Origin of the sequence: Citrobacter sp. RHBSTW-00524, from assembly GCF_013747755.1 — a bacterium.
In the GTDB taxonomy this organism is placed as follows: domain Bacteria; phylum Pseudomonadota; class Gammaproteobacteria; order Enterobacterales; family Enterobacteriaceae; genus Citrobacter; species Citrobacter braakii.
In genome coordinates this window covers 1,477,948-1,498,318 of record NZ_CP056421.1, presented here as the reverse complement: position 1 = coordinate 1,498,318, position 20,371 = coordinate 1,477,948, and the positions used below count along the sequence as shown (strand labels likewise).

The window sequence follows — 20,371 nt, the reverse complement described above, 5'->3', positions numbered from 1 at the left end:
CTTTCTTATGGTCATCATATTTATAACCAGTGCTAAAGGAGTAACGGTTTTATATACCGTTTGATGATTTGAAAGTTGAAAAGAGAATAAGGGTACCTCCTCCCCAGCGCACGGGGAGGAGACCGGCATCAATCAGACGCCGACGCTAACGCTTTCAGGCAGGGTGCTGCCACCATCAATCACGTTTTGCGTGCCAGTCAAGTAACTGGACTCATCCGACGCCAGGAATGCCGCCAGTTCACCAACCTCAAGTGGGCAGGCCAAGCGGCGCATCGGGATCGCTTTTGCCATTTCGACTAATACGGATTCAGGATCCTCCGGATTAGACTGACGAGCGATATTTTCCGCCATCGGCGTACGAACGTAGCCCGGGCAAATGGCATTAACGCGAATGCCGGACTGCGCGTATTCCACCGCCAGAGATTTGGTCAAACCGATGATTGCGGCTTTCGACAGCGCGTAGGCCGTTTCGCCCGGATCGGCAACCATATCGCCGGTCACAGAGGACATCATCACGATGCGCCCGTCTTTGCGCGCAATCATCTCCGGCAGAACGGCTTTCGTCACGTTCCAGACGCCTTTAATGTTGATATCAATGTGGAAATCGCGATCTTCATCGCTCATATCAAGGAAGTTGCCGAGGCGACATACGCCCGCATTGTTGACCAGAATATCGATTTTGCCTTCAATCTTCTTCGCGCGTTTTACCGCTTCCGTGACCGACGCAAAATCTCTGACGTCAGCGTGAACGGCGGTGCAACGGTGCCCGCGCCCAGCCAACTCATCCGCCAGTTTTTCAATCTCATCGGAGATATCCAGCAGGATTAGGTTCGCGCCATGGCGGGCAAATGTTCTGGCGATCCCTTCGCCAATACCCTGAGATGCGCCCGTAATCAATGCTGTTTTGCCCGTGAGTTTTCCCATTTCAATATTCTCCTTTTGAATATGAAGCATTCGCTTCATTCACGCAGAAGATACAGCAATAACAAATAAGTGCTGAGGAATAGCTCACTAAATCAGGTTAATCTCAGGTAAAAAAAATCCCCGGCATTGCGGGGACCCAATAGTAAACATGCTCTGACCAGGTTAACAGAAGACTTACAGCCGTTTTTCCAGCAAATGTGCTCTCATCAACTCCGATGCCATCTGCGCATCCCCTTTTTTAATATGAAGCAGTATTTCCCTCTGTTTTGCCGCCGTATCAAGAAAATACTGACGATCGTTCGCAGGTAACGACTCCCTTGTTTTCTCAAAATAAGTAATGAGGACATCAGAGAAAACCTGCAGCACCCGGTTGCCACTCGCCTGTAGCAAGAGCAAATGAAAATCTCTATCGTGACGATCGGCCACCTGGGGGTTATCCGCATTCTCTTCAATAAGCCTTAGCTCATTTTCAAGTTTGGAGAGCATCGCCGGAAAAATTCTACGCGTTGCCAGAGGGATAATCGCGCACTCAATCAGGATCCTTGCCTCTGTAAATTCTGTGATATCAAACCCAGACAAATCAAACTGCATTAACAACTGGTGATTTATGTTGTGCTGTTCCAAATTCTTCAAGACGCTGCCACGACGAGGAGATCGTTCCAACATTCCCATCTGTACCAGTGTGCTGAGCGCCTGACGAACTTTATATCTTGATGTATTAAAACGAACGGCAAGCTCAGTTTCAGTTTCAATGCGACCATCAGCATTGCGGTTAGCATCATCAAGCAGATAATTTTTAATACTTTCAAACAGTTCGTTTTTGTTATCCATAAACACTCTCGGATTAAAGTGCTGCAAAACTGATGAGTATAAATAATCTAATAAGTTAGATTGCTTAATATACTGTTATGGTAAGATTATAGCCCCTATTATTCAAATTATACCAAGCCATTTGTTAATAAAAAGGAATTAATTATGGTGTTATTCGTAACTCAGTTTGCGATAGTACTTATATGTATCGGTATAGGTGGGCGTTTTGGTGGGATTGGCCTGGGGGCTGCTGGCGGGTTAGGACTCGCTATCCTGACTTTTGGTTTTGGACTCCCTCCCGACTCACCTCCTTTCACTGTTATTTCTATTATCCTTGCGGTTATCACTTGCATCACAATCCTCCAGGCGGCTGGCGGGCTTGATTTATTCGTTACGATGGCAGAACGGATCCTCAGAAAGTGGCCGGGCGCGATCACTTTCCTCGGCCCCGCAGTCGCTTACCTTTTTACTGCTATCTGCGGAACAGGATATGTTGCCTTTTCGGTTTATCCAGTCATTGCTGAAATTGCAGCAGATGCCAGGGTACGGCCAGAGAGGGCCATGTCGATGTCAGTAATCGCTGCCAATTTTGGGCTTATTGCCAGCCCGGTCAGTGCGGTCGTTACAGGGACAATTGCTGTCCTTGCTGGATTACATGTCTCTGCTTTAGATATCTTGTTAGTCACCGTTCCCGGAACGTTCCTTGGCTGCGTTGTCGGCTGCCTGTTCGTCTTTAAAAGAGGTCATGAGCTTAAAAATGATCCGGAATTCCAACGCAGGGTTGCTGAAGGTGAGTTTGAATCAGTAAAAGCTGAAGAGCGAACAGCCAATATAGTGACAAAAGAGGCGAAGAGAGGATTGCTGATTTTCCTTACCGGTATCATTCTGGTCGTTCTTATGGGTTCAATTCCTGAATTACGTCCTGAGTGGAATAACGGTACCGGAATGGAGCGTATGAGTATCCCTACCACGCTGCAAATAGTTATGCTGACAACAGCATGTATTATTATGATGGTATGTCGAATTTCTCCGTCAAAACTCGATTCAGGTTCTGTCTTTAAAGCAGGTCTTGTGGGTGTTGTCGCCATATTTGGTCTGTCATGGATGATGAACTCCTTTTTTGAGGCATGGCACGAATTATTTAACACGGCTTTCCACGGTTTCCAGAATCCAGTCTTGTTCGGCATTATTGTTTTTGGTCTTTCAGCCGTAATTTATAGCCCCGCAGCGACTGCTGTAGCGCTACTCCCCGCTGGCGTGTTAATGGGATATCCGGCAGAAACCCTGGTCGCCCTGCTCCCGCTGACTTGTGGATCATTCATTATTCCAGGGGGGGCACAGATTGGCTGTGTGGCGTTTGATCGTACCGGGACAACTAGAATTGGCAAGTATGTGGTTAATCACAGCTACATGCTACCTGGTCTTGTCACCGTTGTAGCATCAACTCTTTTTTGCTTCCTTTTTTCCAAAATGCTGATGTAGTGAGAGAGCAATTTAATTGTGGTAAACCTTTTCTTCATGGCATCCTCCCTGAATGAATTCAGAGAGGATGCCTGGTACTCACTTCTGAATAGCACCACTGCAATTTTCCATAGAATGTACTTTACAGAACAACCTGAGCAATGAGATAAGCAAAAATTACCTGAGAGATAACCATCACAAAGCCCGGACGAATATAGCTATGGTTGACAACAAAGCGTCCAATCTTTGTGGTACCTGTTCGATCAAATGCAACACAGCCGATTTGATTTGCTCCAGGTATAATAAAGTCACCACAGGTACAAGCAAAAATAGCGATAAGAAACGGGGCTGGAATACCTAAGGTAACACCGAGTGGCATGATGGCGGCTACCGTCGCCGCCGGGCTCATAATGACCAGCGAGAACAAGAATACAACCACACCAAATAGCATTGGTGCATCATTGACAATACCACCAAAAACCTTAATCAGTTCTGGCTGATAGGCATCAAAAAACGTCGCCGTCATCCATGAAACACCGAGTATTGCTACCACTCCCATCAAACCTGCACGGAAGACTGAGCCGCTATTCAAGGTACTACTTGGTACTTTACTGACAATCATAATAAACAACGCGGCTGTCAACATGACCATCTGAATAACCATTGGGGTTGACAGTCTTTTTCCATCCCAGGAAGGGAGTAACTCAGTAAAAGAACCTAAAATAAGTACCAGTACCACACCAATCGCAAAGATAACGACACCTTTTTTAGCGCCAGCTGAAGCAACAAATTCTTTTTTCTGCTCAGTATGCATGAACTCATATTCGCCAGCAGCAACTCTCCTCTGGAATTCCGGATCATCCTCCAGCTCTTTTCCGCGTTTATAAACAGAAAAGCTGGTAACAATAGCTGCCATAAAGAATGATGGGAGAGCAATCGTCAGTATTTGCCCAAGGCTAATCCCGGCATATTCATGCAGAATAGCCAGCATCCCCGCGGTTGCCGCACTCATCGGACTGGCAGCAACCGCGACACTGGCCGCAATAACCGTTGCGGACAACGCTCGCTCCGGACGGACCTTTGCTTCAGCAGCTACTTCAGCGACAACCGGATACAAAGAGAAAGCAACGTAAGTAGTCCCACAGAATAACGTAAATATGGAAGTTAATATGGGGGCAACAAAAGTAATTGCCTGTGGTTTTTTACGGAGTAATTTTTCAGCCACGCGCACAAGATAATCAAGCCCACCAGCGGCCTGTAATACGCTGACAGCGCCAATCACACAAATAATAATTAGCATTGCAGTAATAGATGGTGCGGAGGGTTTTAGTCCAAAACCCAGAACTAATATTGCAACACCAAGTCCTCCACCAGCACCCAGCCCCATTCCGCCATAACGCCCGCCTATACCAATACAGGCGAGTACAATAAATAATTGTATAAAAAATAAAGCATCCATTTTTCACCTCAAAGCGTCTCCCGGATATTGCATCCGGGAGATATTAATTACTATGCTCGGGATTAGTTTAAATATGATTTAGCAATTTCGATCTGTTTTTTAACAGCATCAGTCCCTGTGCCACCATAAGACATTCTTGATTTAATACATGCTTCGAGAGATATACTCTCATAAATATCATTTTCGATTTTATCATCAAATGTGTGGAATTCATCCAGAGTAAGCTCTTCCAACATTTTTCTATGTTTTATACAGTAATTAACAGCACTGCCAACAATATGGTGAGCTTCTCTAAAAGGAATGCCTTTACGAACCAGGTAGTCAGCCATATCGGTTGCGTTTGAAAATCCTCTTGCCGCTGCGCTACGAGTATTATCTGAAAGAATAACCATTTTTTCGAGCATCGGCGCCATAATTTTCAGACTGGTCTGTAAGGTATCCATAGAGTCATAGACCTGCTCTTTATCCTCACTCATATCAGTATTATAGGCCAGAGGGATACCTTTCATAATGGTCAACATCGCCATTAGATTTCCGTACATACGCCCCCCTTTACCGCGCATTTTTTCAGCCACGTCGGGGTTTTTCTTCTGTGGCATGATGCTGGAACCGGTACAGAAATCATCTGAAAGCTCAATAAATTTAAAATCCTGACTTGAGAATAAAACCAGTTCTTCTGACAAACGGGTAAGATGCATAAAGCACATAGCAGCGGCGGCAGTGAATTCAACCATATGGTCACGATCGCTGACAGAATCAATACTGTTTTCAGTCGGTTTGTCAAAGCCAAGCTCTTTAGCCGTGAAATCACGATCAATGGGGAAAGTAGTACCGGCAAGGGCTGCTGAACCTAAAGGGCATTCCCCCATGCGTTGATAAAGGTCTGCAAAACGAGTCCAGTCACGGCGTAACATCCAATAATATGCCATTATCCAGTGCGACAGAAGAATAGGCTGACCGGTCTGTAAATGAGTATAGCCAGGCATGATCGCATTAATGTTATTTTCAGCCTTGCTGATAATAACTTTTTGTAGATGAACGATATCCTGCTGAATTTCACGAATAGTCGATCTCATGTGCATTTTCGAATCGACAGTCGTCTGGTCATTACGACTGCGGCCGGTATGTAGCTTCCCGCCTACAGGACCAATTATTTCTGTCATACGTCTTTCTATCGCCATATGAATATCTTCATCAACGGTATCAAAAACGAATTGCCCTTCCTCAATCTCTTTATTAACCTGCCTTAACCCGCCAATAATCGCATTCGCTTCATCCTGCGTGATAATCCCCTGACGGCCCAGCATAGTGGCGTGAGCAATACTCCCCTGAATATCAAAAGGGCAGAGACGTTGTTCCAGCATAATTGTCGCATTATAAGATTCGACCAGTTTATTTGTAGGCATATCAAAACGCCCACCCCATAATTTTGTAGACATAAAACCTCCAATGACCCTTTGTTGCAAAATGGTTAAATATAAATTCCGTTATTTTTCGGTCATTTTCAGATTACAAGACAGTCATTTTAATTGTCAACAAATGAAGGCATTAAATCAATTTATATCGAAATTAATTACACTTATTATTTGTTTTATTTTCATAAATTGCATTAAAAAATCCGATCTTCATCACATTTAAATTGTGATTTAATTCAGATATATTCAGAATTTTTAAAGTAATAAATTGGTATTAATAGTTTATTGATTCTAAATAATTCCATTTAATACCGTTGTCATAACCGAGAAACTGGCAGGTAAATAATAATGAACGTGGGAGGTGATTTTTCAGGATGAGCGTCAACGCGAGTGCATTATCAGCATAGCGGACGTTGGGTGATTCGGGGGAGAGCTATATTGTGCCAGATGGCGGCATCAGCGCCATCTGGCATCAAAAAATTACAGGGCCAGCAAACGATCCAGCGATGGCGCGAAATAATAGCCGCCGGTCACCGGTTTAGTGAAGCGCAGCATCGCGTCGCGCTTGCCGTCAGTGTCGCCAAACATGCTCAGCAGTTGCTGCTCGATGTTGTGCAAACGGGCGCAATAGGCACAGAAATAGAGGCCGTGCGTACCGCTGGCGGTACCGTATGGCAGGCTCTGGCGCACAATTTTCAGTCCTTTACCGTCTTCTTTGAGATCGACGCGGCTCAGGTGAGAGGTAACCGGACGGTCATCACCGTCGATCTCTTCGTTGGCTTCCTTGGTACGCCCAATCATCATTTCCTGGTCATGAATGCTCATGCGGTTAAGCTGCTTCAGGTTATGTTCCCAACGCTGCACAAACACATAGCTACCGCCAGCATCCACGCCATCTTTAATAACCGCGACTTCACGGCGCGTTTCAACGCCTGCCGGGTTTTCCGTTCCGTCAACAAAGCCGCTGAGATCGCGCTCTTCAACCCAACGGAAACCGTGGATCTCTTCTTTGACTTCAATACAGTCGCCAAAGGCTTCCATTGCCGCCTGTGCAACGGAGAAATTCACGTCATGACGCAAAGAGAGAATATGAATCAGCACATCATACTGGGTGGCTGGCGCAAGACCTTTACCGTAAGGGATAAAGTCTTTTAACTCTTCTGCGCCAACGCCGCCGCTCAGTGTACGCCAGGTGTTGTTGCCAAAAGCAACAACCGCGCCCAGATGCGCATCCGGGAACTTCGCTTCAAAGGTCGCCAGCTTATCGGCGAAGGTTTTGCTGGCCCCACGCAGGGCCTCAACGTCGCCTTTAACATTGGCTTCAATCCAAATCGCCGCACGGCAATGTTCTGGCAAAATGCCACTCTGAACCTGAGACATTGTTCCTCCTGAAAAAAAAGATGCCACGACATCGTGGCATTGATGGGCGCTATTCTACCTGTTTTTTTAACAAGCCGATTTGTTCAGACGCAAATTAACGCCGCCAGATAATTTTGCTTACTTTCCATGCTTTCAACGTATCGTCAGACGGCATTAAGCCCTCAGGCCCGCTCCACTCACCGGAAAAGACGTAGCTAATATGTTGACTTCCTTCAGCTTTGCATTCAACGCCCGCGCTGTCATCGCCAGTCGCCTTCTGACAATTACCAAAGGCTTTAGTGTAAAGGTCGCTAAACGGTGTACCGATTTCGACACCCGCAGAAGAGGGAATATCGCTGTCGACTACATCAATACGGCTAATCGTTCCCTGATTGCCATTGATGACCATCGCCAGCTTGTCATCTTTCATCGCTTCATAAAAGCGCACCACATTACCGTTATCGGTCTTCATCCCGCTACGCAGGCGGTAATCACCGTCCAGCGCATCAGCAATGGTTTTTTCATCCAGCGGCGTAGCGCCAGTCAACGCTCCGACGCCCTGCTCAGTGACCTGCGTTGAAGAACCAAACCAGTTCCACGGATTGGCGGCAGACCAGTTCACCGATGACAACGTTGAACACCCGGTCAATAGCAGCGGCATCGCGCATAAAGTCAAACGCAGTGATTTCATTTCACTTCCTTCCTTATTTATCAACGTTGCTTGGAGTCCGGTTTCGCCAAAAAGTGCCGTTATTCTTTCTCGAGGGAAAAACAGGCGCGCAGACGTTGATTAGTTAACAGCCAGATCAGCGCAACGACATCCGCCACCAGCAGCGCCAGCCCGACGCCGTTGACCGGATCGCCTGCCAGCCACATCACCGGCTGCCAACACAGTAGCACCAGTTGAGCGAGGATCAGTAATCCTCGCAGCCAGCGCCATACCACCGGAAACGCAAAGCGTCGCCCGCTGAGTAAAAATGCTAATACCGCGGGAACGCCGGGAAGCAAACCCAGCCAGAAAGCGTCGTGATCGGGATAAAACAGATTCAGCAGCGTGTTGCCTTGCTCACGGGAAGAACCGGCAATCACAAACAGAACCCAGGTGCGCGCCTGCAGCAGCAGCACGCACCAGAAGAGAAAAGGCAGGCGCAGACGCCCATGAGCGTCATAGTCGGCCGGATGAAACTCAGTACTCTTCATCTTCGATCAAACGCTTGCCCAGATTGAGTACATCCGCATGTTCATAACCCAGACGTTCATACATACCCTGTACGACGTCATTATCGTCACGCACCATGATTTGAATCTTCGGACAACCACGGGCAATGAGCTTTTTCTCCAGCCGGTTGAGCAGCGCATTGGCAATGCCGCGACCGCGAAACTCAGGATGTACGCCCAGGTAATAGGCCGAGCCGCGATGCCCGTCATATCCGCCCATCACCGTACCGACCACCTCGCCATTCACTTCAGCGACCAGGAACAAGCTGACGTCATGATTGACTTTACGCTCAATGTCCATTTCAGGATCGTTCCATGGACGCAGCAAATCACAGCGCTCCCAGAGGGTGATCACCTCTTCGAAATCTTCCTGGCGAAAAACGCGTATTTCCATGGTATTGGGTACCTTTTCAGGACGTTAAAAAGCGATTATGGCGCGAACGGCTGATTTAGCCAATATCTGACGCGAAGCGGCGGAAAAAATGGCATAATACGGAATTGTCACGTATTGAAATGAAAAGTAAAACAATTCTTATCCCGATCCGTCGCAACGGACAACGCGATACGATATAACGTTTAGAACCTTTTTTTACAACTCAGGCCGTATGAGCACTTTTAAACCACTAAAAACACTCACATCGCGCCGCCAGGTGTTGAAAGCCGGGCTGGCCGCCCTAACGCTGTCAGGCATGTCGCAAGCCATCGCTAAAGAAGAAGCGCTTAAGACCAGCAATGGACACAGCAAACCGAAAGCGAAAAAAGCCGGCGCTAAGCGCGTTGTTGTCCTTGATCCGGGTCACGGAGGGATTGATACCGGCGCAATTGGTCGCAATGGGTCGAAGGAAAAGCACGTGGTACTGGCGATTGCCAAAAACGTGCGCTCGATTCTACGCAACCAGGGGATTGATGCGCGCCTAACGCGCTCCGGCGATACATTTATTCCGCTTTACGATCGCGTCGAGATCGCACATAAGCATGGCGCGGACCTGTTCATGTCGATCCACGCCGATGGTTTTACCAATCCGAGCGCTGCAGGTGCGTCGGTCTTTGCGTTGTCCAATCGCGGTGCCAGTAGCGCCATGGCGAAGTATCTGTCCGATCGTGAAAACCGGGCCGATGAAGTGGCCGGGAAGAAGACCACCGATAAAGACCATTTGCTGCAGCAGGTGCTGTTCGATCTGGTGCAAACGGATACCATTAAAAACAGCCTGACGTTAGGCTCGCATATTCTCAAGAAGATCAAGCCGGTACACCGTCTTCACAGCCGCAGCACGGAACAAGCCGCCTTCGTGGTGCTAAAATCACCATCAATTCCGTCGGTACTGGTCGAAACCTCGTTCATAACCAACCCGGAAGAAGAACGTCTGCTGGGTACGGCGGCATTTCGCCAGAAAATCGCCACCGCTATCGCCAATGGCATCATCAGCTATTTCCACTGGTTTGATAACCAGAAAGCACACTCGAAGAAACGTTAACCATGAAGCCCGATGCACAGCACGTAAAACAGTTCCTGCTCAGCCTGCAAGATGATATTTGCCAGCAGTTATCCGCCGTAGACGGCGCCGAGTTTGTTGAGGATAACTGGCAACGTGAAGCAGGCGGCGGCGGGCGCAGCCGGGTGCTGCGTAACGGCGGTATTTTCGAGCAAGCGGGCGTCAACTTCTCCCACGTTCACGGCGAGGCAATGCCGGCCTCGGCTACCGCCCATCGCCCCGAGCTTGCGGGACGCAGCTTTGAGGCCATGGGCGTCTCGCTGGTGGTACATCCGCAGAATCCCTACATTCCGACCAGTCACGCCAACGTGCGATTTTTTATCGCGGAAAAACCGGGCACTGACCCGGTCTGGTGGTTTGGCGGCGGCTTTGACTTAACGCCCTACTACGGCTTTGATGAGGATGCGGTTCACTGGCACCGCACGGCGCGAGATCTGTGCCAGCCGTTCGGCGAAGACGTTTATTCCCGTTACAAGAAATGGTGCGATGACTACTTCTTCCTCAAGCATCGCAACGAACAGCGCGGCATTGGCGGACTGTTTTTCGATGATTTGAATACGCCGGATTTCGACCACGGCTTCGCCTTTATGCAGGCGGTAGGTCAAGGCTATACCGAAGCGTATCTGCCCATCGTTGAGCGCCGCAAAGCAATGAGCTGGGGCGAACGTGAACGCAATTTTCAGCTTTACCGTCGCGGACGCTATGTGGAATTTAACCTGGTGTGGGATCGCGGCACATTATTCGGTCTGCAGACCGGCGGCCGTACGGAATCGATTCTGATGTCGATGCCGCCGCTGGTGCGCTGGGAGTATGACTGGCAGCCGGAAGCGAACAGCCCGGAAGCCGCCCTTAGCGAGTTTATTCAGGTTCGCGACTGGGTGTAACCCCAGACAATACCAGCCCCCAGGCCGGATAAAACGCATTTGCGTCGCATCCGGCACATTCATCGCATCATGCCCACTGGCGCATGCGCTGATGCAGCGTCAATGAAGGTTTTTCCGCAAACAGCTGCTGGTAGTCGGTGGCAAACTGCCCTAAATGCCAGAACCCCCACTGCATGGCGGCGTCTTTCACCGTCGTACTCTGCGACCACGGGCTTATCAGCTCGCGACGTACGGCGTTCAGGCGAATGCGTTTTAACCAGGCATTCGGACCAATACCAAGGATCGCGTGAAAGGCGTTTTGCAACGTCCGACGGCTGACGTGCAGTTGATTACACAGATCGAGCACGGTCAGCGGTTCTGACATATTTTCCAGCACATATTCCCGCGCACGCGACAGCAGGCGACGATAGCTCTGATGGCTGATGCTCTCAGCCGTGATAATCGGCTGCGCCTCTTCCAACATAGTGCCCATCGCCAGCAGCAGGTTATCGCCCAGCACTTTGCGTACCGCAGGTTGATGGAGGTTTTCCGGATTTTCGCTAAACGTCGCCAGCGCCTGCTGCACAAAGCCCCATAACGCGGCTTTGTGTTGTTCTTTAACTTCCAGCGCCGACTGGTTGCGCAGCATATGCAGCACTCTTTCCGGGTTATGCAGGAAGTTGGCCTGACGGGCAATCGCCTCTTCCGAAATGACGACGCCCAGAATGGTGTAATCATCCGGCGTACTCAGTTCAAACTCTGTCCCGCCAGGGCGGGTGGCAATTTCAGCGCTCCCCAGACACTGGGTGCCAATAAATCCCTGTTCGCCGCGCGTGGCCGGAATACCAAACCAGAAAGAATTCGGCCAGACAAGACACGACTGACGTAACGCCAGTCCGGTGTATTCACGGAACACCTGAATATCGTCGAGCAGGATTTCCGTGAACTCGCCATGAAATTTTCCCGGATGCAACTGGTCGTAGATCTGCTGCCATGCGGTAATCGTCAGCGCATGCTCATACACATCCGTTGTTCGCCGCTGGTGAACGTTGTCCACCTCCACTTTCGGCGTAAGTTTAACGTCTTCGGGTAATGCTTCATGATAAAGATGGTGCAGGTTTGCAGTACGGTTCTTTTTCATGATCTTTTAAGCCGGAAGCTTCAACGAAGCCCCCGGCCCTCCGACAGGTTAATTTTTTAAGCGATAGCGACTACTGCGTTTACGCAACGCTCCGTCAGAAAAGAGCTGTTCCAGCGCCTTTCTGGCTTCATCAAGTGACCAGCCAAAGTGGGCAGCCACTTCCCCTGCCGTCATTCCTTGACGGACCGATGCCAACAGCGTCAGAAGTTGATCAGAGGATTCAGGCGTCAACGGGGCGTCCTGCGTTTTCTGCGTTTTTACATCTGTTTTCACTTCTGGCTTCTGTTCTGGTTTCTTCGGCTGGCGCTTAAAACCGCCGATCAGCCACTGGGTATCATCGTCCGGTCGGCCGATTTCCTTACGGCTGATAACACGGCCTGTACGCGCAGCAGCGGCGCTACCGGCATCCAGCGCTGCGCGGCACGCCGCCAGATCGCCTTCCACCACCAGCGTCAACCGGCCAGGATCGAGCACTTCGTGGCTAAGCAGGCGCACGTTCGCGGCTTTCAGCATGGCATCCGCCGCATCCACGGCAGCGACCATGCCATCCACTTCCAGTAATCCCAGTGCATTGATCATCACAACCTCTCTTACGCGCGCTGGATTGGGTTACGGGCAATATCCAGAACGGCATCGGCAAAGGCGTTACATGCAGCTTTACAAGCGGCCTGGCTACCGGTCATAAACGCAGCCGAATAGTTGGTTTCTGACGGCGGCGGAACGTAAGTCACCAGTTGTACATCGGCCGATTTCAGCGCAGCATCAATACCAAATGTCGCTTCCAGCGGCGGCGCCACCAGATACGCCATCGGATCGCCAAGCCGGCATCCTGCGGTCGCCGAGAGATACGAGCCGGTACGCGAAACCACATGCGCCAGGAAGGCGGTATCTTCTGCGTCATTCGCCCACTGAAACGCCGCGCCGCTTTCAATATTGGCTACCATCGCGTCCAGACCTGCGCGAACTTCTGCCGGGTTGGGTCCACCGAGCATAATCAGCACTTCACCCGAAGTTGGAGAGGGACTGTGCGCCGCGCCGGCATACAGCGAGCGGCCATAAACCACTTCCACCATTGCCTGTTTTGTCGCTTCGTCTGCGGCAATATACGCCACGTCATCAGAATCTGCTGTGATGAGTCCGAGGCTACGTATATGTGGCGGTAATTTAAGTTCACGGGCAAAACCGTCATTTACCGAGGCAATCACGCGCATTGCGGTGACTGAAGGTCTAATCAAATCTAATGCTGGCATGATGCCTCCTTAACGGGTCATATTGATGCCGGATGCTTTTTGCTCCAGCATGCGCTTGGCCAAATCCACAATGACCGCCGCCGCTTCAACCGGTGGCGTACCGCCCTGGTGAATGTTCGAGATACAGGTACGGTCAGCTTCAACGGTCGTCGCCACACGCGGCGAATAGACGGCGTAGCAAGAAAGGCTTTCCGACTGGCCCAGGCCCGGACGTTCCCCAACCAGCAGGATCACCGCTTTCGCGCCCAGCAGTTCGCCGATCTGATCTTCGATTTTCACGCGACCATAGCGAACAAAGAACGGCGTCCCAACCTTCAATCCGGCCTGTTTTAAGCCAGACAACAGCGGCGGCAGGATCTCTTCGTAGTTAGCGGTGATAGCGTCCGTAGACAGGCCATCAGAGATAATCACCTGCACATCCGGGTTCATTACACACTGTGATTTCAGCGCTTCAATGGCTTCCGCACTCAGACGACGCCCCAGATCCGGACGCGTCAGATACAGGTTTTTGTCACTGATTTCCGAGCGCACTTCTAGCAGCCCCTGGGCTTTTACCCACTCTTCCGGCACTTCTTTCAATACCGTATCTTTCGAACGCGAGTGGTCGGCCAGGAAGCGCAGCAGCGCCTGGGTACGCGGACGTGGACCGGCTCGACCGGTACATACACGCGCCGCAGTGCTGCGACGCAGTTCAGTCAACACCTCTGCGCGGTGCGGATTCTCAACGCCAATCCACGCTTTAGCCTCGGCTGAGCCTAAATCCATCGCACAGCTTTCACCGGTCGGCGCGGCGCACTGGGTGGTGCTGCATTGCGCTTGTACTGCCGGCGCTTGCGCCTGCGGCTGCGACTCACCCATTGACGCCATCACGCTGCGTACAATTTCTTCAATCTGTTTTTGATCCATCGTGTGTCATCCCCGCGTCATCAGAAGAACAGTGACGGATCGCCCGCCCGTTTGGTCAGGCGACCGTTTGCCATAATGCCCATGGTTTCCAGCCAGCGTTCAAACTCCGGCGACGGACGCAGGTTCAGCAACTGGCGCACGGTCGCGGTGTCGTGGAAGGCGGTGGTCTGATAGTTGAGCATGATGTCGTCACCGAGCGGCATGCCCATGATGTAGTTGCAGCCAGCGGTGGCGAGCAGAATCATCAGGTTTTCGTTGAGGTTCTGGTCAGCATCAGCATGGTTGGTATAGCAGCAGTCGCAGCCCATTGAGATGCCGCTCAGCTTGCCCATAAAGTGATCTTCCAGACCCGCGCGAATAATCTGACGGTCGTTGTAGAGATACTCCGGCCCGATAAAGCCGACAACGGTGTTCACCAGGAACGGATCGTAGTGACGCGCCAGACCGTAGTTACGTGCTTCCATCGTCACCTGATCGGCACCGAAGTTAGCGCCAGCAGAAAGCGCAGACCCTTGTCCGGTTTCGAAGTACAGGCAGTTTTCCCCGGCGATACGGTTAAACTCAGCGCCCACTGCACGCGCTTCATCCAGCATGGCCAGCTCAACGCCAAACTCTTTTAAGCCTTTCTCGCTGCCGCAGATACTCTGGAAAATCAGCCCGCCCGGCGCGCCGCGACGAATGGCTTCGATCTGGGTAGTAACGTGCGCCAGGACGCAGCCCTGGGTCGGGATATTGAATTTGTCGATGACGCCGTACACGGTATCAAGTACGCGGCTTAAGTTTTCCACGTCATCGGTTACCGGGTTAACGCCAATCACCGCATCGCCCGCCCCGAAGGACAGCCCTTCGTAGATTTGTGCCGCAATACTCTGCACGTCATCACGGGTGTCGTTCGGCTGTAAACGACAGCTGAAGGTGCCCGGCAGACCAATGGTGGTGTTGGCCTTTTTGATCACCGGCATTTTCTTACCGCCGTAGATAAGGTCCGCGTTAGAGCAGATTTTTGCTACCGCTGCGACCACTTCCGACGTTAATCCTTTGCGCGTAAACGCAATGTCATCAACGGAGGTTTCATCGCTCAGCACGTACTCGCGCAGCTCGCTGATACTCCAGTTTTTGATGCGGTTATAGGCCGTTTCGTTGACGTCGTCCTGAATCAGACGCGTCACGCAGTCCTCTTCATAGGAAATCACCGGGTTGTTGCGGATATCCGCTACCGTCATTTCCGACAGCACCTGTTTGGCCGCCACTCGCTCTTGCGAACTGGTTGCAGCTACCCCTGCCAGCACATCCCCCGAACGCAGTTCGTTGGCTTTTGCCAGCACCTCTTTAACATCCTTAAACTGATAAACATTGCCGAACAATGTGGTCTTTAGTTTCATAAGTCGTTCCCTCAGGAAGGAAATGCGAGTGATTTCACCGTCACCGGCACAACCGATCCGCCAAAAAGAGGCGTACCAATGTCGATATAGTCCCCCGCCCGGACAACCACCTCATCGATGACTGCCAGCGGGTGTTGCTGTAACTGTGGGCGTAACAGCATGCCCAGTGCTTTACCAAAATCCTGCTCGGCTACCACCAGCAGGGGATGCGGATTCGGATGGCGCGCGACAAAGGCCAGTAGCGCATCAATAACCGTTAACAGCGCGGCGTAGCGCACCGGCAGCGAACCGGGTAGCGCCAGCACGTAAGCGTCTGTTTGCGGGTCCAGATCGAGCTGCATCAGCGCTTGTTGCCAGGCGGCCACCAAATCAGCCTCATCAACCGGAATCGCCACCGGCAGATTGCGCAGCGGAAGCACCACACCTTCCAGCCAGATGGTGCTGCCCGAAAGCGACAGCGTATGCGCACCGGCGCCAATCACCGTGGCGCGCACGGTTTGCGCCGGGAACTGCACGTTCATCTCACGCAGGCGCGGATGTTCATGCAGCGCCGTCGCTAACAGCGGCCCAATATCGGAAAAACAGAATGGATCGGCAGGCTGGTTGCGGTAGCACTCGCCCACCCCGCCGGACAACGTAATCACTTCCGGCTTCACACCCGTCGGCAACAGACCGGTTTGCATCAGCGCCTGCGCCAGCGGTGACAGCGTGCCGTCAATCACCTCTACGATCAGCGCCGCCATCCGTCGGGCCACCTGAACAAGCTGCGCCGCATTGAGGGTCCGGGCGTCGGTGCCAGGGCCAAATACGTCATCAACAATCATCTGTCCTGGCTGATGCGCATGCACCACCCGCCCCTGACCGTCCGTTTCCAGCAGTCGTCCGCCGACGTTCAGGCAGGCCGAACCGCTGACTTTTCCGGCATCGAACAGGACGTAGTTCGACGTCCCGCCACCGATGTCGATATTCAGTACGCGGCACAACTTCTGCTCTGACAGGGTTTGAGCCCCTGCGCCGTGACCGGCAATCACAGATTCCAGATGCGGACCGGCGCTGGCAACCACGAAGTCCCCCAGCGACTGAGAGAGCGTCATCACCGCTGGTCGCGCGTTGCGGGTTTTGGCACTTTCTCCGGTGATGATGATCGCGCCGGAATCGACGGTCTCAGGCGCAATTCCCGCCGCCTGATACTGGGCGAGGATCAGCGCCTTAAGTTCGGCCTCTTTCAACCCGCCATGCTTATCAACGGGGGTAAAGAACACCGGGCTTTGCCAGCTAATTTCGCGTTTGATGAATTCGTAACGCGGCACCTGCGACACTGCCGCACGGTTGACCAGCTCAAGGCGCGAGAAGATCACCTGAGTGGTGGTGGTGCCGATATCGATACCGACGCTGAGTAGCTGGCGAGTATTCACGATTGCGCCTCCGGGTTGGTTACTGCTGGTGCCGGAACATCTTCGTCTTTCGGTACCAACAGCATAGCCACACCAATCGCCGTCACGCCGCCAATCAGCTTGCCGACAATCATTGGGAAGATCATCGCGTTCATGTTGGCCGCGGCGAAACCTAAGTGGTCACCCAGAGCGAAGGCTGCGGAGACCGCAAAGGCGCAGTTGATCACTTTGCCGCGGGTATCCATATTCTTCATCATGCCGAACATTGGGATGTTGTTCGCCAGCGTCGCCACCATGCCCGCAGCCGCAATATTATTGATTTTTAACAGGTTACCAACGCTCATCAGCGGCTTTTCAAACCAGCGGGTCAGCAGCAGTACCATTGGGTACGCACCCAGCAGCACGCAGGAGATAGAACCGATAACTTCGATGGCGCGCATCACTTCACCCGGCTTGTCACCCGGTGCCATGAAGATAGGATCAAGGCCCGGAATCAGTTCCCAGCCGAGCAGGAATTTGATTACCGCTGCCGCCAGACCGATGGTGATCAGCGCCACCAGGAATTTCGCGAAGATCTGGAAGCCGTTGATCATTTTTTCCGGGATGAATTTCAGTCCCAGCGCCACCAGCACGGCAACGATCAGCACCGGGATCATGTTCATCAGGATCAGCGCGAAGGTGAACTCCACCGGCTGCCCGTTGATTTCGACACCGGAGTACATCGCGATCAAACCACCCGCAATACAGCCAATCGGAATGGTGACGATCCCAGCCAGCACGCCCAGCGCCAGATAACGACGGTCGGACGGTTCAATAATCCCCAGCGCAACCGGAATAGAGAAGACCAGCGTCGGCCCCATCATCGCCCCGAGGATCAGGCCGGAGTACAGCCACGCCGCAACGTCGCCGCCCGCCAGTTCCTTCGCCAGGAAGAAGCCGCCCATATCGCACGCCAGCAGCGTTCCGGCAAACATCGACGGGTTCGCGCCCAACATTTCGTACAGTGGAATAATCACCGGCCCGAGCACATGCGCCAGTACCGGTGCCAGCGCGGTCATACCGACCATCGCCAGACCCAGCGCGCCCATCGCCATAAAACCTTCTTCAAACTGGCCGCCCGATCCCTCAATACTCTTCCCGAACTTACCGAGGAAGCGTGCCGAACCGCCGAACTGCGACAGGATCCTGTCCACGGCGGCAATCAGCATAAAGAACATCATGATGTACATGATGATTTCGTTAATTCCCATAACCTTCACTCCCTGTCATATGTGTATTTATTGTGCCGCCGCATACAACGCGATAATGTCGGCCTGCGTGGCGGTGCGTGGGTTACTGCGAATACAAATATCTTCCAGCGCGGCGTGAGCCCATGCGCTGTAATGCTCGGGCTTCGCCCCAACGTCAGAGAGTCGTTTGGTCTGGCCCACTTCGCTAATCAGCTCGCTGACGGCGTTGATGGCATCGCGATCGTCCGACTTCTTGTTGGTTAGCGCCCGTCCGATATGGCTGAAACGCTCACGACACACCATGCGGTTGAAACCCATTACTGTGGGCAGCAGCATGGCGTTAGCCTGTCCATGTGGAATGTGCAGCGTCGCACCCGGCTGGTGCGCCATCGCGTGACACAGGCCCAGCCCGGCGCTGGAAAACGCCATCCCGGCCATACAGGAAGCCAGTAGCATGCTTTCTCGCGCCGCCAGATCCTGACCATAGCCAACGGCCTTCGGCAGCGATTTACCTATCATCGCAATCGCGCCAATCGCCAGACTGTCGGTAAACGGCGTCGCGTTCAGAGCGCTATACGCTTCAACGGCGTGCGTCAGCGCATCGATCCCGGTCATCGCCGTTACGTGTGCGGGCACACCTTCCGTCAGCGCGGCGTCAAGAATCGCCACATCCGGCATCAGGGTTGCGTGGGCCAGCACTTTTTTAAGCCCGGTCGCGGCGTCGATAATCACCGTGACATTAGTGGTTTCTGAACCCGTTCCGGCGGTAGTCGGTACGGCAATCAGCGGCAGACGCGGGCGTAACGCGCTGCTCTCATCCATGTCTGCCAGCGTCTGGGTGGGATTGGTCACCAGCAACGCCACGGCTTTTGCGGCATCCAATACGGAACCGCCACCAAAGGCCACTACGCCATCGCACTTCGATTCACGCAGTTGCGCGACCGCCGCGCAGACGTCCGTAATGCACGGTTCGCCCACCGGACATGGCCACAGCGTCATCGCCACGCCTTTCATCGCCAGGCTGCGTTCCAGTGCGGCGGTCATCCCCGCCTGGTGCAGGAAACTGTCGACCATGACGAACATATGCGTCAGGCCGCGCGTTTGTGCTTCCTGTCCGCAGGTACTGAGCGCTCCCAGTCCACACAACGTAACCGGTGGAACGCTAAACGTTTTTACGCGTTGCAGATTCAGGGTATCGAATGCCTGAAAGAGCGCGGTCTGCAATTCAGCTTGCATAGATTCCTTCCGCTTTTTCTTTTCCGCTATTTGCAATCGCCAGCGGGGTCATAAACAGGCTGTGCTGGGGTAAATGCACCTGCAGTTCCGGGAAACGCTTACGAAACAGTTCATCAACGCCCGGCTGCATACAGGAACCACCGGCCAGCCATAAATCTGCCACGCCCTGTCCGGCAATATGGTGAGCCACAATTTCCGCCATTTTTTCGTAGACCGGCTTAACCACCGGCCAGATTTCTTTACCGTTGCTGCGTTTGTACTGCTCCGCCTCTTCCAACTGGATGCGACGGTTCCCGGCAAGCGTCAGAGAAATGTGGTGCCCGCCGGTCGCTTCATCGGCGGAGTAAGTCACCTTGCCTCGCTTCACAATCGCAATCCCGGTGGTACCGCCACCGATATCCACCACGCCAGCGTTATCAAGCTGCAACAGGTCTGCCACCGCGGTCGGTTCGTCGAGCACATGACTGACTTCAAGCCCGGCAGATTCCAGCACGTTGATCGAGATCCGTGGGTCAGTTCCCGGTGGAAACGAGGTTGCCGCGTGGGTAAAGCGGCAACCCAACTGTTGTTCGAGCGTATCGAGATGGCGACGAACGATGGTCACCGCACCGAAAAAATCCCAGACGATGCCATCGCGCACGACGTCGGCCCAGTCCAGGCAAACCGCAACCGGCTGTCCGTCACTGTCGACAACCATCGACACCACATCACACGTCCCCAAATCCACGCCCAGCCACAGCGGTGAATCGCTCTTTACGGGCGTCTGGTTACATAGCGTTGCCGCTTTTAGCAATCTGGGTGTCAGCCAACGTTGTTCGTCGTGCGCCATGT

Annotated in this window: 20 protein-coding genes; 3 read left to right on the top strand and 17 right to left on the bottom strand. The window is 52.5% G+C overall.

All coding sequences use genetic code 11. From position 1 onward, the window contains the following. Nucleotides 1–132 precede the first annotated feature (132 nt). Together ucpA and HV229_RS07100 are read right to left on the bottom strand one after the other, a co-directional pair. A complete protein-coding gene (gene ucpA, locus HV229_RS07105; RefSeq protein WP_016153934.1) occupies nucleotides 133–924 on the bottom strand; it encodes an SDR family oxidoreductase UcpA in 792 nt (263 codons plus the stop codon). 174 nt (nucleotides 925–1,098) lie between these two features. After that, on the bottom strand, nucleotides 1,099–1,755 hold the full coding sequence (locus HV229_RS07100) for an FCD domain-containing protein (RefSeq protein ID WP_016153935.1): 657 nt from the start codon (nucleotides 1,753–1,755) through the stop codon (nucleotides 1,099–1,101). A gap of 144 nt (nucleotides 1,756–1,899) precedes the next feature. Here HV229_RS07100 and HV229_RS07095 point away from each other — a divergent pair, with 144 nt between their 5' ends. Continuing rightward, nucleotides 1,900–3,216, top strand: coding sequence for an anaerobic C4-dicarboxylate transporter family protein (locus HV229_RS07095; protein ID WP_016153936.1), 1,317 nt, complete (start codon nucleotides 1,900–1,902; stop codon nucleotides 3,214–3,216). 121 nt (nucleotides 3,217–3,337) lie between these two features. Here the strand turns inward: HV229_RS07095 and HV229_RS07090 are convergent, their stop codons facing one another. The 6 genes from HV229_RS07090 to HV229_RS07065 form a co-directional block, all read right to left on the bottom strand. Further along, nucleotides 3,338–4,654 carry an anaerobic C4-dicarboxylate transporter family protein gene (locus HV229_RS07090; protein ID WP_016153937.1) on the bottom strand — a complete coding sequence of 439 codons (1,317 nt, stop codon included), beginning with the start codon at nucleotides 4,652–4,654 and terminating at the stop codon, nucleotides 3,338–3,340. A gap of 62 nt (nucleotides 4,655–4,716) precedes the next feature. Further along, the gene (argH, locus tag HV229_RS07085) at nucleotides 4,717–6,093 is read right to left on the bottom strand and encodes an argininosuccinate lyase (protein ID WP_019077352.1); all 1,377 of its coding nucleotides are present in this window, start codon (nucleotides 6,091–6,093) and stop codon (nucleotides 4,717–4,719) included. A 456-nt stretch (nucleotides 6,094–6,549) separates the two neighbouring features. Then, complete coding sequence (gene yfeX, locus HV229_RS07080; RefSeq protein WP_016153939.1) at nucleotides 6,550–7,449, bottom strand: porphyrinogen peroxidase; 900 nt, start codon at nucleotides 7,447–7,449, stop codon at nucleotides 6,550–6,552. 94 nt (nucleotides 7,450–7,543) lie between these two features. Next, complete coding sequence (locus HV229_RS07075) at nucleotides 7,544–8,119, bottom strand: RpoE-regulated lipoprotein (RefSeq protein WP_016153940.1); 576 nt, start codon at nucleotides 8,117–8,119, stop codon at nucleotides 7,544–7,546. Between the two features lie 59 nt (nucleotides 8,120–8,178). After that, on the bottom strand, nucleotides 8,179–8,628 hold the full coding sequence (locus HV229_RS07070) for a DUF2919 domain-containing protein (protein WP_016157098.1): 450 nt from the start codon (nucleotides 8,626–8,628) through the stop codon (nucleotides 8,179–8,181). Further along, entirely contained in the window at nucleotides 8,615–9,040 is a 426-nt protein-coding gene (locus HV229_RS07065; RefSeq protein ID WP_003038048.1) for a GNAT family acetyltransferase, read from the bottom strand. Before HV229_RS07065 ends, HV229_RS07070 begins: the two co-directional genes overlap by 14 nt. A gap of 211 nt (nucleotides 9,041–9,251) precedes the next feature. Here HV229_RS07065 and amiA point away from each other — a divergent pair, with 211 nt between their 5' ends. Then, entirely contained in the window at nucleotides 9,252–10,121 is an 870-nt protein-coding gene (gene amiA, locus HV229_RS07060; RefSeq protein ID WP_016153942.1) for an N-acetylmuramoyl-L-alanine amidase AmiA, read from the top strand. A 2-nt stretch (nucleotides 10,122–10,123) separates the two neighbouring features. Beyond that, the gene (gene hemF / locus HV229_RS07055) at nucleotides 10,124–11,023 is read left to right on the top strand and encodes an oxygen-dependent coproporphyrinogen oxidase (RefSeq protein WP_181547150.1); all 900 of its coding nucleotides are present in this window, start codon (nucleotides 10,124–10,126) and stop codon (nucleotides 11,021–11,023) included. Between the two features lie 67 nt (nucleotides 11,024–11,090). Here the strand turns inward: hemF and eutR are convergent, their stop codons facing one another. From eutR to eutJ, 9 genes are read right to left on the bottom strand one after another with little or no spacing between them, the layout of a single operon-like run. Next, on the bottom strand, nucleotides 11,091–12,143 hold the full coding sequence (eutR, locus tag HV229_RS07050; RefSeq protein ID WP_016153944.1) for an HTH-type transcriptional regulator EutR: 1,053 nt from the start codon (nucleotides 12,141–12,143) through the stop codon (nucleotides 11,091–11,093). 48 nt (nucleotides 12,144–12,191) lie between these two features. Further along, nucleotides 12,192–12,722 (bottom strand): ethanolamine utilization microcompartment protein EutK, encoded by a 531-nt coding sequence (eutK, locus tag HV229_RS07045; RefSeq protein WP_016157100.1) that lies wholly within the window; start codon nucleotides 12,720–12,722, stop codon nucleotides 12,192–12,194. A gap of 11 nt (nucleotides 12,723–12,733) precedes the next feature. After that, entirely contained in the window at nucleotides 12,734–13,393 is a 660-nt protein-coding gene (eutL, locus tag HV229_RS07040) for an ethanolamine utilization microcompartment protein EutL (protein WP_016153946.1), read from the bottom strand. 9 nt (nucleotides 13,394–13,402) lie between these two features. Beyond that, on the bottom strand, nucleotides 13,403–14,299 hold the full coding sequence (eutC, locus tag HV229_RS07035) for an ethanolamine ammonia-lyase subunit EutC (RefSeq protein ID WP_016153947.1): 897 nt from the start codon (nucleotides 14,297–14,299) through the stop codon (nucleotides 13,403–13,405). Nucleotides 14,300–14,319: 20 nt separating this feature from the next. Then, a complete protein-coding gene (eutB, locus tag HV229_RS07030; RefSeq protein WP_003038029.1) occupies nucleotides 14,320–15,681 on the bottom strand; it encodes an ethanolamine ammonia-lyase subunit alpha in 1,362 nt (453 codons plus the stop codon). 11 nt (nucleotides 15,682–15,692) lie between these two features. Then, complete coding sequence (gene eutA, locus HV229_RS07025; RefSeq protein ID WP_181547148.1) at nucleotides 15,693–17,096, bottom strand: ethanolamine ammonia-lyase reactivating factor EutA; 1,404 nt, start codon at nucleotides 17,094–17,096, stop codon at nucleotides 15,693–15,695. Further along, nucleotides 17,093–18,325: an ethanolamine utilization protein EutH gene (gene eutH, locus HV229_RS07020; protein WP_181547146.1), complete on the bottom strand. Its 1,233-nt coding sequence runs from the start codon at nucleotides 18,323–18,325 to the stop codon at nucleotides 17,093–17,095. Before eutH ends, eutA begins: the two co-directional genes overlap by 4 nt. 27 nt (nucleotides 18,326–18,352) lie before the next feature. Beyond that, the gene (gene eutG / locus HV229_RS07015) at nucleotides 18,353–19,540 is read right to left on the bottom strand and encodes an ethanolamine utilization ethanol dehydrogenase EutG (RefSeq protein ID WP_016153951.1); all 1,188 of its coding nucleotides are present in this window, start codon (nucleotides 19,538–19,540) and stop codon (nucleotides 18,353–18,355) included. Further along, on the bottom strand, nucleotides 19,530–20,369 hold the full coding sequence (eutJ, locus tag HV229_RS07010; RefSeq protein WP_016153952.1) for an ethanolamine utilization protein EutJ: 840 nt from the start codon (nucleotides 20,367–20,369) through the stop codon (nucleotides 19,530–19,532). The genes eutG and eutJ overlap by 11 nt, the downstream gene beginning before the upstream one ends. Between the last annotated feature and the right edge of the window lie 2 nt (nucleotides 20,370–20,371).

Excerpts from the sequence above, each read along its gene's own strand:
- hemF (WP_181547150.1), top strand. The coding sequence starts at position 10,124 with ATGAAGCCCGATGCACAGCACGTAAAACAGTTCCTGCTCAGCCTGCAA.
- HV229_RS07065 (WP_003038048.1), bottom strand. The coding sequence starts at position 9,040 with ATGGAAATACGCGTTTTTCGCCAGGAAGATTTCGAAGAGGTGATCACC.
- yfeX (WP_016153939.1), bottom strand. The coding sequence starts at position 7,449 with ATGTCTCAGGTTCAGAGTGGCATTTTGCCAGAACATTGCCGTGCGGCG.
- eutG (WP_016153951.1), bottom strand. The coding sequence starts at position 19,540 with ATGCAAGCTGAATTGCAGACCGCGCTCTTTCAGGCATTCGATACCCTG.
- amiA (WP_016153942.1), top strand. The coding sequence starts at position 9,252 with ATGAGCACTTTTAAACCACTAAAAACACTCACATCGCGCCGCCAGGTG.
- eutK (WP_016157100.1), bottom strand. The coding sequence starts at position 12,722 with ATGATCAATGCACTGGGATTACTGGAAGTGGATGGCATGGTCGCTGCC.
- eutL (WP_016153946.1), bottom strand. The coding sequence starts at position 13,393 with ATGCCAGCATTAGATTTGATTAGACCTTCAGTCACCGCAATGCGCGTG.
- eutH (WP_181547146.1), bottom strand. The coding sequence starts at position 18,325 with ATGGGAATTAACGAAATCATCATGTACATCATGATGTTCTTTATGCTG.
- HV229_RS07070 (WP_016157098.1), bottom strand. The coding sequence starts at position 8,628 with ATGAAGAGTACTGAGTTTCATCCGGCCGACTATGACGCTCATGGGCGT.
- HV229_RS07095 (WP_016153936.1), top strand. The coding sequence starts at position 1,900 with ATGGTGTTATTCGTAACTCAGTTTGCGATAGTACTTATATGTATCGGT.
- eutJ (WP_016153952.1), bottom strand. The coding sequence starts at position 20,369 with ATGGCGCACGACGAACAACGTTGGCTGACACCCAGATTGCTAAAAGCG.
- eutR (WP_016153944.1), bottom strand. The coding sequence starts at position 12,143 with ATGAAAAAGAACCGTACTGCAAACCTGCACCATCTTTATCATGAAGCA.
- HV229_RS07090 (WP_016153937.1), bottom strand. The coding sequence starts at position 4,654 with ATGGATGCTTTATTTTTTATACAATTATTTATTGTACTCGCCTGTATT.
- argH (WP_019077352.1), bottom strand. The coding sequence starts at position 6,093 with ATGTCTACAAAATTATGGGGTGGGCGTTTTGATATGCCTACAAATAAA.
- HV229_RS07075 (WP_016153940.1), bottom strand. The coding sequence starts at position 8,119 with ATGAAATCACTGCGTTTGACTTTATGCGCGATGCCGCTGCTATTGACC.
- ucpA (WP_016153934.1), bottom strand. The coding sequence starts at position 924 with ATGGGAAAACTCACGGGCAAAACAGCATTGATTACGGGCGCATCTCAG.
- eutB (WP_003038029.1), bottom strand. The coding sequence starts at position 15,681 with ATGAAACTAAAGACCACATTGTTCGGCAATGTTTATCAGTTTAAGGAT.
- HV229_RS07100 (WP_016153935.1), bottom strand. The coding sequence starts at position 1,755 with ATGGATAACAAAAACGAACTGTTTGAAAGTATTAAAAATTATCTGCTT.
- eutC (WP_016153947.1), bottom strand. The coding sequence starts at position 14,299 with ATGGATCAAAAACAGATTGAAGAAATTGTACGCAGCGTGATGGCGTCA.